13 protein-coding genes are annotated in these 14789 nt (G+C 69.1%); 4 read left to right on the forward strand and 9 right to left on the reverse strand.

Going from position 1 to position 14789, the window contains the following annotated elements:
* The coding region (locus DSD19_RS10620) for an energy transducer TonB (RefSeq protein WP_133260402.1) at positions 1-366 on the forward strand (366 nt) is incomplete at its 5' end.
* A gap of 29 nt (positions 367-395) precedes the next feature.
* Here the strand turns inward: DSD19_RS10620 and DSD19_RS10625 are convergent.
* From DSD19_RS10625 to DSD19_RS10650, 6 genes are all read right to left on the reverse strand, one after another.
* Positions 396-617: a formate dehydrogenase subunit delta gene (locus tag DSD19_RS10625; RefSeq protein WP_075786446.1), complete on the reverse strand. Its 222-nt coding sequence runs from the start codon at positions 615-617 to the stop codon at positions 396-398.
* Entirely contained in the window at positions 607-1425 is an 819-nt protein-coding gene (fdhD, locus tag DSD19_RS10630) for a formate dehydrogenase accessory sulfurtransferase FdhD (protein WP_113669568.1), read from the reverse strand. The genes DSD19_RS10625 and fdhD overlap by 11 nt, the downstream gene beginning before the upstream one ends.
* Positions 1426-1431: 6 nt before the next feature.
* Positions 1432-4302: a formate dehydrogenase subunit alpha gene (fdhF, locus tag DSD19_RS10635; protein WP_113669569.1), complete on the reverse strand. Its 2871-nt coding sequence runs from the start codon at positions 4300-4302 to the stop codon at positions 1432-1434.
* A 259-nt stretch (positions 4303-4561) separates the two neighbouring features.
* Positions 4562-6076: an NADH-ubiquinone oxidoreductase-F iron-sulfur binding region domain-containing protein gene (locus DSD19_RS10640; protein WP_113669570.1), complete on the reverse strand. Its 1515-nt coding sequence runs from the start codon at positions 6074-6076 to the stop codon at positions 4562-4564.
* Complete coding sequence (locus DSD19_RS10645) at positions 6073-6537, reverse strand: formate dehydrogenase subunit gamma (RefSeq protein WP_113669571.1); 465 nt, start codon at positions 6535-6537, stop codon at positions 6073-6075. The genes DSD19_RS10640 and DSD19_RS10645 overlap by 4 nt, the downstream gene beginning before the upstream one ends.
* Positions 6538-6621: 84 nt before the next feature.
* A complete protein-coding gene (locus DSD19_RS10650; RefSeq protein ID WP_075786441.1) occupies positions 6622-7506 on the reverse strand; it encodes a LysR family transcriptional regulator in 885 nt (294 codons plus the stop codon).
* Positions 7507-7808: 302 nt separating this feature from the next.
* On the opposite strand from DSD19_RS10650, the gene DSD19_RS10655 reads away from it, so the two are divergent.
* From DSD19_RS10655 to DSD19_RS10665, 3 genes are all read left to right on the forward strand, one after another.
* The gene (locus DSD19_RS10655) at positions 7809-9566 is read left to right on the forward strand and encodes a type I secretion system permease/ATPase (RefSeq protein ID WP_113669572.1); all 1758 of its coding nucleotides are present in this window, start codon (positions 7809-7811) and stop codon (positions 9564-9566) included.
* Complete coding sequence (locus DSD19_RS10660; protein WP_113669573.1) at positions 9563-10864, forward strand: HlyD family type I secretion periplasmic adaptor subunit; 1302 nt, start codon at positions 9563-9565, stop codon at positions 10862-10864. Before DSD19_RS10655 ends, DSD19_RS10660 begins: the two co-directional genes overlap by 4 nt.
* Before the next feature lie 90 nt (positions 10865-10954).
* Complete coding sequence (locus DSD19_RS10665) at positions 10955-11725, forward strand: HpcH/HpaI aldolase/citrate lyase family protein (protein ID WP_113669574.1); 771 nt, start codon at positions 10955-10957, stop codon at positions 11723-11725.
* Positions 11726-11728: 3 nt separating this feature from the next.
* Here the strand turns inward: DSD19_RS10665 and rpoN are convergent, their stop codons facing one another.
* From rpoN to DSD19_RS10680, 3 genes are all read right to left on the reverse strand, one after another.
* A complete protein-coding gene (gene rpoN, locus DSD19_RS10670) occupies positions 11729-13036 on the reverse strand; it encodes an RNA polymerase factor sigma-54 (RefSeq protein ID WP_113669575.1) in 1308 nt (435 codons plus the stop codon).
* Positions 13037-13161: 125 nt separating this feature from the next.
* Positions 13162-13473, reverse strand: coding sequence for a ferredoxin family protein (locus tag DSD19_RS10675; protein WP_113669576.1), 312 nt, complete (start codon positions 13471-13473; stop codon positions 13162-13164).
* Complete coding sequence (locus DSD19_RS10680; RefSeq protein ID WP_113669577.1) at positions 13470-14780, reverse strand: FAD-dependent oxidoreductase; 1311 nt, start codon at positions 14778-14780, stop codon at positions 13470-13472. Before DSD19_RS10680 ends, DSD19_RS10675 begins: the two co-directional genes overlap by 4 nt.
* Positions 14781-14789 lie beyond the last annotated feature (9 nt).

The raw sequence follows: 14789 nt of genomic DNA on the forward strand, positions 1-14789 counted from the left end.
GCGCGGGGCCGGTCAGAGGCCGCCGAGGCCGGGGCGGGGGCCACCGGCGGCGCGCCGACGCTGACGCCTGCCCGGGCCTCGGCGCTGCAGGCCGAATGGGGCGCGCGGATCCTGGCGCGGGTCGACCGCAGCCACCGCTATCCGCGTGGCACGCGGGCCAGCGGCCGGGCGCTGATCGAGCTGGTGCTGGCGCGCGACGGGCGGCTGGTCTCGGCCCGTCTGGTCCAAAGCGCGGGCGACCCGCGCCTCGACGAGGCCGCGCTGGCGGCGGTGCGCCGCGCCGGCCGGTTCCCGCCCGCACCCCGGGGGCTCGAGGCCGCGCGCTACAGCTTTACCCTGCCGCTGAGGTTCGAGTGGCAGGGCTAGCGCCCGCCCGATCCGGACGGACGACGCCCTCAGGCGGTCTCGGGCCGCCGGATCAGTGCCGCCGCGCCACGCGCCCGGTCGGAAAGCCCGGTTTTCGGGCTTTCGGCCAGGCTCAGCAGCCGCGCCCGCATGCGCGGGTCCCAGAACTGGTCGATATGGGCGGCGATGGCGGCCTCGGCCTCGTCATCGGGCAGGCGGGCAAAGGCGGTTGCGATCTGATTGGCCATATAGGCCAGCTTGTCAGGGGTCATGTTGGATCTCCTCCGCAGCGATCCGCCGGGCATGGGTATGAATGTCGAAACTCTGACCGCGCGCCCGGGCGATGAGGGTCAGCCCCGCGGCGTCTGCCGCGGCGACGGCGCGGGCGGTCGGCGCCGAGACGGCGATCAGCGCCGGTGCGCGGGCAAGCACCGCCTTCTGCACCAGCTCGATCGAGACCCGCGAGGTCAGCAGGATCGCACCGCCCGAGGCGTCGCGCCCCAGCCGGGCCAGCCGTCCCACCAGCTTGTCGAGCGCATTGTGCCGCCCGACATCCTCGCACAGCGCGACCAGCCCCTCCGCGCGGGTCCAGAACCCCGCCGCATGGGCCGCCCGCGTCGCGCCGTGCAGCTCCTGGGCGAGGCTCAGCGCGGTCATCGCCCCGGCGATCTCGGGCGGCGTCAGGCACAGCCCGTCCGGCGGCAGCACCGGCAGCGGACGGCTCGCTTCGGCAAGACTTTCGACACCGCAAAGCCCGCAACCGACCGGCCCCGCCATGCGGCGGCGCCGCCCGGCCAGCCGCGCGCCGAGACCCGGCGCCAGCCAGATCCGCAGCTCGATCCCCTCGTCATGATCCGCACGCTCGATCCGCGCGATCTGACCGGGGCGCTCGACGATGCCTTCGGTCAGCGAAAAGCCCAGCGCGAAATCGTCAAGATCGGCGGGGCTGGCCAGCATCACCGCATGGGTGGTGCCGTCATAGCACAGCGCGACCGGCACCTCCTCGGCCAGCCGCCGGATGTCGGGCGCGGCCCCGTCGGGGCCGAGGCTCTGCACCTGCGATGTTGTCCAGGCCCGCATCCGGGCTCATTCCGCGGCGGGCAGGATGCGGCGGGCGGCGCGGGCATGGGCGGCGTAATCCTCCTGCCAGTCCGAGGGCCCATTCGACAGCGCCACCTGCACCGCCGTCACCTTGTATTCGGGGCAGTTGGTGGCCCAGTCGGAATAGTCCGAGGTCACCACATTGGCCTGGGTCTCGGGATGGTGGAAGGTGGTGTAGACGACGCCCGGGCTGACCCGGTCGGTCAGGGTGGCCCGCAGCGAGGTCTCGCCCGAGCGCGAGGCGAGGCGCACCCAGTCGCCCTCGGCGATGCCCCGGGTCTCGGCGTCATGGGGATGGATCTCCAGCCGATCCTCGCCATGCCAGGCGGTGTTGGCGGTGCGCCGGGTCTGGGCGCCCACATTGTACTGGCTGAGAATGCGCCCCGTCGTCAGCAGAAGCGGGAAGCGCGGGCCGGTGCGCTCGTCGGTCGGCACATAGTCGGTGATGACGAACAGCCCCTTGCCGCGCACGAAGCCCGCCTCGTGCATGACCGGCGTGCCCCTGGGGGCGGCCGCGTTGCAGGGCCATTGCACCGAGCCCTCGCGGTCGAGCAGACCGTAGCTGACGCCCGCGAAGCTGGGGGTGGTGGCGGCGATCTCGTCCATGATCTCGGAGGGGTGGGCATAGTCCCAGCCCGCGCCCATGGCATTGGCCAGCGCCATGGTGACCTCCCAGTCGGCCAGCCCGGTCATGGGCGCCATCACCCGGCGGACGCGGTTCAGCCGGCGCTCGGCATTGGTGAAGGTGCCGTCCTTTTCGAGGAAACTCGAGCCCGGCAGGAAGACATGGGCGTAATTCGCGGTCTCGTTCAGGAAAAGATCGTGGACGATGACGCAATCCATCGCCGCCAGCCCCGCCGCGACGTGCTTTGTATCGGGGTCCGATTGCAGGATGTCCTCGCCCTGGACGTAAAGCCCGCGGAAGCTGCCATCGACGGCCGCGTCCAGCATGTTGGGGATCCGAAGCCCCGGCTCGTCCGAGATCGTCACCTTCCAGAGCCGCTCGAAGATGGCACGGGTCCCGGCGTCATGGACATGGCGGTAGCCCGGCAGCTCATGCGGGAAGCTGCCCATGTCGCAGCTTCCCTGCACGTTGTTCTGGCCGCGCAGCGGGTTCACGCCGACACCCGGCCGCCCGATATTGCCGGTCGCCATGGCAAGATTCGCGATCGCCATGACGGTGGTCGAGCCCTGGCTGTGTTCGGTCACCCCCAGCCCGTAATAGATCGCGGCATTGCCGCCCGTGGCATAAAGCCGTGCGGCCTGCCGCACCTGATCGGCCGGTACGCCGGTCAGCGCCTCGGTCGCTTCTGGGCCAAGATGGTCTTCCGAGACGAAGGCGGCCCAGTCGGCGAAGGCCTCGGCATCGCAGCGCTCGGCGATGAAGGCGCTGTCGGTCAGCCCCTCGGTCACGATGACATGGGCCATGGCGGTCAGAAGCGCCACATTGGTCCCCGGTCGCAGCGCCAGATGATGGGCGGCCTGCACATGGGGGCCCTTGACCAGATCGATCCGGCGCGGATCGGCCACGATCAGCCGGGCGCCCTGCCGCAGCCGCTTTTTCAGCCGCGAGGCAAAGACCGGGTGGCCGTCGGTCGGGTTGGCGCCGATCACCAGCACCACATCGGCCGCCTCGACGCTGTCGAAATCCTGCGTGCCCGCCGAGGTGCCGAAGGTGGTCTTGAGGCCATAGCCCGTGGGCGAATGGCAGACCCGGGCGCAGGTATCGACATTGTTGTTGCCGAAGACCTGCCGGATCAGCTTCTGCACGAGGAAGGTCTCCTCGTTGGTGCAGCGCGACGAGGTGATGCCGCCGATGGCGCCGGTGCCGCTTTCGGCCTGGATCGCGCGCAGCCTTTGCGCGGTGAAGGCCAGCGCCTCGTCCCACGAGACCTCGCGCCAGGGCTGGTCGATGGTCTCGCGGATCATCGGGTTCCGGATGCGGTCGGGATGGGCGGCATAGCCGAAGGCGAAGCGGCCCTTGACGCAGCTATGGCCGCGATTGGCCTTGCCGTCCTTCCAGGGCACCATGCGCACCAGCTGGTCGCCCTTCATCTCGGCCCGGAAGGAACAGCCCACGCCGCAATAGGCGCAGGTGGTGACGATGGCGCGGTCGGGCGTGCCCATCTCGATCACCGCGTTTTCCTGCAGCGTCGCGGTCGGGCAGGCCTGCACGCAGGCGCCGCAGCTCACGCAGTCGGAACTCAGGAAATCGGTGGTGCCCGACGCGATCCGCGCCTCGAAGCCGCGTCCCTCGACGGTCAGCGCGAAGGTGCCCTGCACCTCTTCGCAGGCCCGCACGCAGCGGAAGCAGGCGATGCATTTCGACGGGTCATAGGTGAAATAGGGGTTCGAGCTGTCCCTGGCCTCGTAGCGCGGGTTGGCCTCGCCGTTCTGCCGGGGCTCGAAATGGTTGGCGCCGGGGGTATAGCGCACCTCGCGCAGGCCCACCGCGCCCGCCATGTCCTGCAACTGGCAGTCGCCATTGGCCGCACAGGTCAGGCAGTCGAGCGGGTGGTCCGAAATGTAAAGCTCCATCACCCCGCGCCGCAGTTTGGCGAGCTTCGGCGTCTGGGTCTGGACCGCCATGCCGTCCGCAGCGGGCGTGGTGCAGGAGGCGGGCGTGCCGCGGCGGCCCTCGATCTCGACCATGCAAAGCCGGCAGGACCCGATGGGTTCCAGGCTGTCGGTGGCGCAAAGCTTGGGGATCTCGATCCCGGCCATGGCGGCGGCGCGCATGACCGAGGTGCCTTCGGGCACAGTCACGTCCGTGCCGTCGATGGTGAGGGTGACGGTCTTGTCGGACCGGCGGGCGGGGGTGCCGAAATCGGCATCGGGAAGGATGAAGTCTTTCATCTGCTGGCCTCCGGGCTGGCGGATTGGTCATGCGATGCGAAAAGGGACGCGCCCGATCCGGGGAGGGCGTCGGCTGAGAGAAGATCGGCGCGGTTCATGGTGCAATCTGCCGCCACGCGTTCCGCTGCTTGAAACGTCGCAATGCGCCCTCCCTTGGGGAGGATCGGGCGCGGCGCGGGCCGGGCGCCCGGGCCAGAGGGGTGGATACCTCGGGACAGGACGGCGGAGCGTTGCGCCATCGAAGGCATTTCGGACACGATCATTCCGCCGCCTCCCGTGCCCCGCCGAAATCCTCGGGGAAGTGGCGCAGAGCACTTTCCACAGGGTAAGGGGTGAAGCCCCCCAACGCACAAAGCGAGCCCGCGCGCATGGTTTCGCACAGATCGGCCAGGATCGCGGGCGCGGCCGGATCGCCCGCGAGGATGCGGTCGATGGTCTCCATGCCCCGGACCGCGCCGATCCGGCAGGGGGTGCAGGTGCCGCAGCTTTCGACCGCGCAGAATTCCATGGCAAAGCGGGCCATCGCGCCCATCTCGACCGTATCGTCGAAGACCACGAGCCCGGCATGGCCGATCAGTCCGCCCGCCGCGTCGCATTCCTCATAGCCGAGCGGCGTGTCGAACAGCGACCGGGGGAAATAGGCGCCCAGAGGCCCGCCGATCTGCACCGCCTTCACCGGACGGCCCGAGGCGGTGCCGCCGCACACACCCTCGATCAGCTCGCCGATGGTCATGCCGAAGGCCGCCTCGAAAAGCCCGCCATATCTGACATTGCCCGCGATCTGCAGCGGCACGGTGCCAAGCGAGCGGCCCAGCCCGAAGGAGCGGTAGTGATCCGCCCCTTCCGACAGGATCGCCGGGACCGAGGCCAGCGTGATCAGGTTGTTGACGACGGTCGGCCGCCCCATGAAGCCCTTATGGGCGGGCAAGGGCGGCTTGGGGCGTACGATGCCGCGCTTGCCCTCCATGGAATTCAGAAGCGCGGTTTCCTCGCCGCAGACATAGGACCCGGCGCCGACCCGGTCCTCGATGTCGAAGTGATCGCCCAGAATGCCCGCTTCGCGCGCGACGCGCAGCGAGGCGTCGAGCATCGCGATCGCCTGCGGATATTCCGAGCGCATGTAGACATAGCCCCGCTCGGCACCGACCGCGCGGGCGCAGATCGCCATGCCCTCGATCAGGCAGAACGGATCGCCCTCGATCAGCATCCGGTCGGCAAAGGTGCCGCTGTCGCCCTCGTCGGCATTGCAGACCACGGCCTTGCGCGCGCCCTCGGCCTCCAGCACGGTCTTCCACTTGATGCCGGTCGGAAAGCCCGCGCCGCCCCGGCCGCGCAGGCCCGAGGCGGTGATCTCGGCCACGATCTCTTCGGGCGTCATCGTCATCGCCCGCTCCAGCCCCTTCATGCCGCCCTGAGCGCGGTAGGCGTCAAGATCCAGAGGCTCGACAATGCCGCAGCGGGCGAAGGCCAGACGCGTCTGGCGGGCGAAGAAGGGGATCTGTTCGACCGGGCCGAGGGCCTTTGGGTGATCCTCGAAGGCGCCGTCGAACAGCGCGGGCACATCGGCAGGCTCGAGCGGGCCGAAGCCCATGCGCAGGCCGTTTTCCTCGATTTCCAGCAGAGGCTCCAGCCAGACCATGCCGCGGGTGCCGGTTCGCTTCAGCACCAGATCGAGCCCGCGCGCCTCGGCCTCGGACCGAAGGGCCGTCGCCACCTCGTCGGCGCCCAGCGCCAGCGCGGCCGCGTCGAGCGGCAGATACAGCGTGAGGCTCATGCCGATCCCTCCCGCGCCAGGCGTTCCAGCCGGTCGGCGGTGACCCGGCCCAGCGGACGGTCATCGACCAGCGCCGCGGGCGCGCAGGCGCAAAGCCCCAGGCAATAGGCCGGTTCCAGCGTCACCGCGCCATCTTCGGTCGTGCCGTGCCACTCGACCCCAAGCCGCGCCTTCAGATCTTCGCCCAGCGCGGCCGCGCCCTTCGCCTGGCAGGCCTCGGCGCGGCAGACCCGCAGCACCCGGCGGCCGCCGGGCTCGGTCCGGAAATCGGGGTAGAAGCTGACCACGCCATGGATCTCGGCCGCACTCAGGCCCAGTTCCTCGGCCAGCGCCGGATAGGCCGCGACCGGCACATGGCCGAAGCTTTCCTGAACGGCATGCAACACGGGCAGCAGCGGGCCGTCCAGATGCGCATGGGCCGCGGCGATGCCGCGGCATCGCGCGATGATGTCGGTGGTCATGCAGTCCTCCCTTTGCATGCCATAGTGTGCCGACTCGCCCCCGGCGGGATCAATGCCCGCGATTCGTCGGGCGATAGAAATAATCTATTGAAAAGCCGCCTTGCGGGCGGCCTCCATCAGGGCATCGAGCACCGGCGTCATCGGTTCGCGATGGGGCGCGATCAGCCCGACGACATGCTCGGCCACGGGCTCAGTCAGCGGCACCGCGACCAGCGATCCGGTGCCCAGAAACGGCTGGGCGCTGCGCAAGGGCAGGATCGTGACCCAGCCCGAGGCCTGCACATGGGCGATGAGCGCCAGCAGCGAATTCGATTCAAGCCGCGCCCGGGCCACGGCACCCGCTTCGGCCAGGTGGCGGTCGACGATCCTGCGGTTCTGCATGTCGGGGGTCAGCAGGCACAAAGGCTCGGACGCGGCCTCGGCCCAGGGCACCGCCTCGCGCCCGGCCAGCGGATGATCGGCGCGCATCACCAGATTGTAATGCTCGGCATAAAGCGGGACGGTGGCGACCCGGCCGAGCGGCTCGTTTTCAAGATAGGTGATTCCCGCATCGACCTGCAGATCGTCCAGCATCTGCACGATGGCCGCCGAGTTTCGCGAGAAGACGGTGATTCGCAAATTCGGGTGACGCAGCGTCAAAGGGCCGGTCAGCGCGGTGATCGCGGCCAGCGCGGTCGGCACCGCCGCCAGCCGCAGATCGCCCGAGAGCCCGCGCTTGGCGGTGCGCATCTCCTCGCGCAGCGCCCGTGTATCGGCGACGATCACCCGGGCGCGTTCCAGCACCCGCGCGCCCTCGGGCGTGAGCCCCCCGAAGCGCGAGCCGCGCCAGACCAGAAGCACGCCAAGCTGTTCCTCCAACTGCTTGATTGCGGCCGAAAGCGTGGGCTGGGTCACCCCGCAGGCCTCGGCCGCGCGGCCGAAATGGCGCTCGCGCGCGAGCGCTATGAACATCTCGAGCTTGTCGATCATCGGTCCCCTCCCGGCGCCAGACTGCACCGGGCGGCGCGCGCGGCAAAGGGCCTTAACCGAACTGTAACATGAATACGATCTGTGGGGGTGTCGTGCGTCGCCGTGAATGCGTGCGCTTGAAAAGTGACCGAGAAGCCGTTTTGACTGCGGCACGTGGCCCCGCGCGCCAACGGGGCCGAACCGAAAGGACGCCAGATGAGGCCCCGCCAGCCCGCCCCTTGCCTGTTCCGCCAGTTCTGCACTGCGCCGGACCGGGGACCCGACCCCGTGCCCGCAGCGGGCCGAGATGCGGGGGCCGCGCGATGAGCCTCAGAACCCCGCAGAAGGAACTGACGCTGGGCCGGGCGCAAAGCCGCGGCCTGCTGGTCGCGGTGCTGGTCTTCAGCGTCTTCACCAACCTGCTGATGCTGACCGGGCCGCTGTTCATGCTGCAGGTCTATGACCGGGTGCTGGGCTCGCGGTCCGAAGAGACGCTGGTCGCGCTCTTCATCCTGGTGGGCGCGCTTTATCTCTTCTACTGGCTGCTCGACTATGCCCGCGGCCGGGTGATGGCCCGGATCGGCGCGCGGCTGCAGGCGTCGCTGGCGCGGCGGGTGTTCTCGGCCATGGTCGAACGCGCGGCGCTGCGCGGCGGGCAGGGGCCGGGCGCGACCGCCATCGGCGATCTCGACGCGATCCGGAACCTCTTTGCGGCGCCTGTGCTGCTGGCGCTGTTCGACATGCCCTGGACGCCGTTCTTCCTGGCCGCGATCTTCCTGTTCCACCCCTTGCTGGGGCTGGCGGCCATCGGCGGCGGCGCCGTGCTGATCCTGGCCACGCTGATCAACCGCTGGGTCACGAATGGGGCGCTGGAGCGGTCGCAGGCTAAGTCCTCGCGCGCGGCGCGGCTGGCACGGCAGGCCGAAGAGGGCGGCGGGCTGATCTGGTCGCAGGGCATGGCCTCGGTCATGGCGGATCGCTGGGCGCGGATGCAGGAGGATGCCAGCGCCGAGGGCATGGATGCCAACGACCGCAGCGGTACGCTTGCCAGCTTCTCGCGCGCCTTCCGGTTCTTCCTGCAATCGGGGCTGCTGGCGCTGGGCGCCTATCTGGTGCTGCAGCACGCGGTGACGCCGGGCGCGATGATCGCCTCGTCGATCCTGATGGGCCGGGCGCTCGCGCCGATCGAGCAGGTGCTGGGCCAGTGGGCGCTGATCCAGCGTGCCCGCAGCGGCTGGAAGACGCTGGGCGAGTTCCTGCAAACGGTGCCCGAGCGGATCCAGCCGACCCAGTTGCCCGATCCGGTGGCGCAGCTGACGGTGACGAATATCGGTCTGCGCGCCTCGGCGCCCGGCGCGCCGCCGGTGCTGCAGGGCATCAGCTTCGAGCTCAATCCCGGCGAGGCGCTGGGCGTGATCGGCAAAAGCGGCGTCGGCAAGACCACGCTGGCGCGGATCATCCAGGGCCTGTTGCCGCCCACCACCGGCGAGGTCCGGCTGGCGGGCGCGACGCTCGACCAATACGGCCACGAACGGCTGGGCCGGGTGATGGGCTGCCTGCCGCAGGAGGTGCGCTTCTTCGACGGCACCGTGGCCGAGAACATCGCCCATATGGAACTGAATCCCGATCCGGCGCGGGTCGTGCAGGCGGCCACGCTGGCGCGGGTGCATGACATCATCCTCAAGCTGCCGCAGGGCTACGACACCATGCTGATCGAGGGCAGCGGGCTTCTGTCGGGCGGTCAGCGCCAGCGGCTGGCACTGGCGCGCGCGCTCTATCACGACCCGGTGCTGCTGGTGCTGGACGAGCCCAACTCGGCGCTCGATGCCGACGGGTCCGAGGCGCTGAACGCGGTCGTCGCCGACATGAAACGCGCCGGCAAGTCGGTCCTGATCATGACCCACCGGCCGACCGCCATCGCGGTCTGCGACCGGCTGATGGTGATCGATGCGGGCCAGCAAAAGGCGCTGGGTCCGCGCGACGAGGTGTTGAAAAGCGTGATCCGCAACGCGCCCGAGGTGCAGCGCGCCATGGGCGCGGCGCGCGTGAACGTGGTGCCCCAGAAGGAGGCGCAGGGATGAGCGCGAAATCGCAGATCAGCGCCCGGCTGCCGCTGGTGGTGGGCATGATCGCCGTGGTCTGCCTGGTCGGGGGCATCGGGGTCTGGAGCGTGGCGACCAGCATCGCGGGCGCGGTGGTGGCGCCGGGCACGATCAAGGTCGAATCCGAACGTCAGGTCGTGCAGCATGCCGATGGCGGCGTGGTGGGCGAGATCCTGGCCAAGGATGGCGATACGGTCGCGGCGGGTCAGGTTCTGGTGCGGCTCGACGGCACCTTCCTGCGGTCCGAACTGATGATCGTCGAACGGCAGTTGTTGGAGATCCAGGCCCGCAAGGCCCGTCTGGTGGCCGAGCGCGACAGCGTGGACAGCCCCGATTTCAGCGGGCTCGACAGTTTCAGCAATATCGAACCGTTCTGGGTGGCCGAACATATCGACGGCCAGACCCGGCTCTTTGCCGCGCGCAAGGCCGCGCTGGCGCAGGAACTGGACCAGCTGCACGAACAGACCGTGCAGATCGAGAACCAGATCGACGGTACCGGATCTCAGCAGGGCGCGCTGGTCAAGCAGCTTGCCCTGATCGAGAAGGAACTGGCCGACAAGATGACGCTTTACAAGCAGAACCTCGTGCCCGCGAGCCAGGTTCTGGCCCTGCAGCGCGAAGAGGCGGGGCTTGAGGGCGATATCGGCCGGCTGACCTCGCAGGAGGCCGAGCTGCGCGCCAAGATTTCCGAACTGGCGGTGCAGGGGCTTCGGCTTCAGGAAAGCCGCCGCGAGGACGCGATCACCACGCTGCGCGACCTGCAATATTCTGAAATCGAGCTGCAGGAACGCCGACTGAGCCTGACCGAGCGGCTGTCGCGGCTCGACGTGCGCAGCCCGGTCGACGGGGTGGTCTTCGGCTCGAAGGTGTTTGCCCTGGGCTCGGTGGTGCAGGCGGCCGAACCGATGCTTTATGTCGTGCCGGGCGGGCAGGCGCTGCTGGTGTCGGCCAAGGTCGAGACCACCGATATCGACGAGGTGTTCCCGGGCCAGCCGGTCTCGCTGAAATTCACCACCTTCGACAGCCGCACGACGCCCAATGTCTCGGGCACCGTGCTGCGGGTCTCGGCCGATGCGCTGACCGACGAGGCGACGCGCGAGACCTATTACGAGGTGGTGATTCAGCCCGATATCGACGAGATGGCGGCGCTTCCGAATATCGAGCTGGTGCCCGGCATGCCGGTCGAATCCTTCATCCGCACCCGCGACCGCTCGCCTCTGTCCTATCTGCTGCATCCGCTCGCGGTCTATTTCGAGCGCGCCTTCCGCGAGACCTGATCCCGCCCGGCCCGGCCGCCGGTCCGGGCTTGACCCCGGCCCGGCCGCGTCGCAGCCTGCGCCCCGTTACGGGCAAGCGGGAGGAGACGCATGGAAAATCCGGTCAACAGGTTCAAGGCGGGGCTGAGGGAGGGGCGCCATCAGCTTGGGGTGTGGAACGCGATCCCGCATCCGACGGTCACCGAATGTCTGGCCGCGTGCGGCTTCGACTGGATCGTGATCGACACCGAACATGGCGCGATGGAGGTGACCGATGCGCTGCCCGCGTTGCAGGCGGTGGCGGGCTATCCGGCGGCCTCGGCCGTGGTCCGACCGGCGATCAACGACTGGGTGCTGATCAAGCGCCATCTCGATCAGGGGGCGCAGACGCTGATGCTGCCTTATGTGCAATCGCGCGACGAGGCCGAGGCGGCGGTTCGCGCGATGCGCTATCCGCCGCGCGGGCTGCGGGGTGTCGCGGGGATGACGCGGGCCAGCCGCTACGGGCTGGTCGAGGACTACACCCGCCGCGCCGAGGACGAGCTGTGCCTGATCCTGCAGGTCGAGACCGCCGCGGCGCTCGACCGGCTGGAAGAGATCGCGACCGTCGAGGGCGTCGACTGCATCTTCATCGGTCCGGCGGATCTTTCGGCCAGCATGGGCTATCCGGGCCAGCCCGAGCATCCCGCCGTGGTCGCGGCCATCGAGGGCGCCATCGCCCGGCTGAAGGCCGTGGGGGTGCCCTCGGGTATCCTGACGCTCGATCCCGATTTCGCCCGGCACTGCATCGCGCTTGGCACCGGGTTCACGGCGGTCGGCGTCGACATGCTGTCGCTGCGAAACGGGACGAGGGCGCTGGTCGAGGCCTTCGGCAGCGCGTGACGCTCAGGCCGACAGCCGCGCCGTGAGCCGCCGGTCGTAGGAGGACGGAATCCCCAGAACGTCGCGGTATTTTGCGACGGTGCGGCGGGCCAGCGTAAAGCCCGCCGCCTTGGCTTGGGTCACGATCGCCGCATCCGACAGCGGCCGGGCCGGGTTTTCCCTGGCCACGATGTCGCCCACCAGCGCGATCAGCGCGTCCTGCGACGGCCCGTCCTCGCCCGATCCGGGCGTGAAGGCGCGGCTGAAGAAGGCCCGCAGCGGCACCGTGCCCCGGGGCGTCTCGATCATCCGGTGCTGCACCGCGCGGCTGACGGTCGAGGCATGCAGCCCCAGTTCCCCGGCCACGTCCTCGGTGCTGAGCGGGCGCAGATGACGCGGCCCGCTGTCCAGATAGTCGGTCTGCCGCCGCACCAGACAGACCGCCGCCGCCAGCAGCGTCGAATGCCGCCGTTCGACCGCGCGGGCCAGCCACTGCGCGCGCGACCGGGCGCGGGCAGCGAAGGTCCGGGCGGCGGCATCGCGCCCGGTGTCCGGCGGTTCGGTGATCTTGATGGCGGGCAGGCTCGAGCGGTTCAGCTCGACCGCCCAGGTGCCGTCCTTGCGGATCACCCGCAGATCGGGCGGCAGGATCGGCGGTTCGGCCGCGGCGAAGGCCAGCCCCGGCTTGGGGTCGAGCCCGCGAATGGACCGCAGGGCGTTGCGCACGTCCTGGGGGGTGCCGTCGCACAGGTCGGCCAGCGCGTCGATCCGGCCCGCGGCGACCATATCGAGATTGTCGAGGATCACCGACAGTTCCCAGGTCAGCATGCCCCGATCCTCGGCCTGCAGCCTGAGGCATTCGGCCAGTCCCCGGGCGAAAAGCCCGGCCGGTTCGAACTGCTGCAGCCGCGCCAGCACCGCCTCGGCGACGCTCAGCGGCACCCGGGTCGCGGCGGCGACGGTCTCGGGCGCGGCGCCCAGCCAGCCGGTCGGCTCCAGCGCCTCGGCAAAGGCTTCGGCCACGCGGGCGAGGCGCGGATTGGGAAAGGCCAGCGCGATCTGGCGCAACACATGCTCGTAAAGGCTTGGCTTGTCGGAGGCCAGCGCCGCGATCGCGTCGAAATCGGACCCCGCGCCGCTGCCCGCGACCCCTGTCGGCACGGCGCGCAACGCCTGCGGCACCGAGACTTCAAGGCAGGGGTTTTCCAGCGCCTCCTCGGCCAGATAGGCCGACAGGTCGACCGCGGTCATCTGCAGGATCTTGAGCGCCGCCTGCATCTTTGCGGTCATGGCCAGACCCTGGGTCTGGCGCTGGGAAACTGTCATCTCCATGGCAGCATCCTAGCACGGAAACGGTTGCCGGGGGCAATTACGGGATCGCCCGGCCCGGGACCGAAGGCCCTGTGAGCAGGCGCCCGGCCGCGCGGAACGGGCCGGGCTGCCTCATCTTGCGGCGTTCAGCCGAATTTGAAGAGGATCCCGTAGCCGCCGCGCGGATAGGACCATTCCAGTTCGCCCGTGGCCTGGCACACGATCCGGCAGGTGCCGCATTCCATGCAGCCATCGGCCGCCACCTCGACCTGGCCGTCCTCGTTGATCGAGTAGCAGCCCGCCGGGCAGATCTTGATCAGCGCCTTCAGCTCTTCGCTGTCGCCGCCCGGCTGATGGTTGATCTTCACATGCGGCCGACCCTCGTCCACCTGGTAGCGGTTCTGATAAAGCCGCTCTTCCATGCGGGGGGATTTGCTGCCGTTGGTCTTGTCCGTCATCGCCAGGCCCTCGCCAGTTTAAGCATGTCAAAGGCAACATTGAGCCAGTTGCCGCGGGCTGTCTTGAGACCCTTCAGGATCTCGGCTTCCTTGGACCGCTTGTCGCGACCGTCGACCCGCAGGAAAGCGTTCATCGAGCGGTTGAGCAAGGCGGGATAGGTGGTGAAAAGCTGCCGGTTCTTCTCGAGCAGCCCCGGGATCTTGCGGTATTTCTTGAGGTCCTTGATCACGACGCTGTCTTCCAGCGCGTCGCGATACAGCTTGAGGTTGTCGTTGGTCGCGGGCAGGCCCTGCGCCTTCAGCGCGATCAGGCTTTCGCCTGCCAGCCGTCCCGAGGTCATCGCCAGGTTCGAGCCCTCGCGGTGGACCGCGTTCACGAACTGCCCGGCATCGCCCACGATCAGCCAGCCGTCGCCCGTGAGCTGCGGGATCGCGTCATAGCCGCCCTCGGGGATCAGGTGGGCGACATATTCCTTCATCTCGGCGCCCTTCAGCAGCGGCTTGACCGAGGGGTGGTTCTTGAACCGGTCGAGCAGTTCGTAGGGCGGGATCTTCTCGCGGGCGAAATCTGCGACCAGACAGCCGACGCCGATCGAGATCGATTCCTTGTTGGTGTAAAGAAACCCGGTCCCGACCATGCCGGAAGACACCGATCCCAGCACCTCGATCACCACACCCTCGTCCTCGTCGGCGAGGTTGAAGCGCTCGCGCACGGTTTCCTCGGGCAGGAAATGGGTTTCCTTGACCGCAAGCGCCACGTGCTGCGGCTTGATCTCGCTCCGCAGGCCGGACCGCTGGCCCACGAGCCCGTTCACGCCCTCGGCCAGCACCACCACATCGGCATAGACCGGGCCGCCCTCGCGGTCGGTCAGCACGCCGATGACCTTGCCGGCCTCGTTCTTGACCAGCTCGGTCACCGTGGTCTCGGTGATCAGCGTGACCCCGGCCTCGCGCACCTGCTTGGAAAACCACTTGTCGAACTGCGCGCGCAGGATCGTATAGCGGTTGGGTTTTTCCTCGTTGAAGGTGTCGGACCGGTGATGGGTGCCGGTGTGGGATTTCTCCGACAGCATCCAGAACCGCTGTTCCACCACATGGCGTTCCAGAGGCGCGGTCTCGCGGAAATCGGGGATGATGCGTTCCAGGGCATCGGCATAGAGGATCGCGCCCTGCACGTTCTTCGAGCCGGGATATTCGCCCCGGTCGATCTGCAGCACGTTCAGTCCCGCCTTGCCCATCGTGTAGGCCGCCGCGTTGCCGGACGGACCGGCCCCGACGACGATGGCATCGAAATGTTCAGCAGGCATCGGTCAGTC

Source organism: Rhodovulum sp. BSW8 (assembly GCF_003314725.1).
Taxonomy (GTDB): Bacteria; Pseudomonadota; Alphaproteobacteria; order Rhodobacterales; family Rhodobacteraceae; genus Rhodovulum; species Rhodovulum visakhapatnamense.

Coding starts and splice junctions, on each gene's coding strand:
- DSD19_RS10625 (WP_075786446.1), bottom strand. CDS start 617: ATGACCCCTGACAAGCTGGCCTATATGGCCAATCAGATCGCAACCGCC.
- fdhD (WP_113669568.1), bottom strand. CDS start 1,425: ATGCGGGCCTGGACAACATCGCAGGTGCAGAGCCTCGGCCCCGACGGG.
- fdhF (WP_113669569.1), bottom strand. CDS start 4,302: ATGAAAGACTTCATCCTTCCCGATGCCGATTTCGGCACCCCCGCCCGC.
- DSD19_RS10640 (WP_113669570.1), bottom strand. CDS start 6,076: ATGAGCCTCACGCTGTATCTGCCGCTCGACGCGGCCGCGCTGGCGCTG.
- DSD19_RS10645 (WP_113669571.1), bottom strand. CDS start 6,537: ATGACCACCGACATCATCGCGCGATGCCGCGGCATCGCCGCGGCCCAT.
- DSD19_RS10650 (WP_075786441.1), bottom strand. CDS start 7,506: ATGATCGACAAGCTCGAGATGTTCATAGCGCTCGCGCGCGAGCGCCAT.
- DSD19_RS10655 (WP_113669572.1), top strand. CDS start 7,809: ATGAGCCTCAGAACCCCGCAGAAGGAACTGACGCTGGGCCGGGCGCAA.
- DSD19_RS10660 (WP_113669573.1), top strand. CDS start 9,563: ATGAGCGCGAAATCGCAGATCAGCGCCCGGCTGCCGCTGGTGGTGGGC.
- DSD19_RS10665 (WP_113669574.1), top strand. CDS start 10,955: ATGGAAAATCCGGTCAACAGGTTCAAGGCGGGGCTGAGGGAGGGGCGC.
- rpoN (WP_113669575.1), bottom strand. CDS start 13,036: ATGGAGATGACAGTTTCCCAGCGCCAGACCCAGGGTCTGGCCATGACC.
- DSD19_RS10675 (WP_113669576.1), bottom strand. CDS start 13,473: ATGACGGACAAGACCAACGGCAGCAAATCCCCCCGCATGGAAGAGCGG.
- DSD19_RS10680 (WP_113669577.1), bottom strand. CDS start 14,780: ATGCCTGCTGAACATTTCGATGCCATCGTCGTCGGGGCCGGTCCGTCC.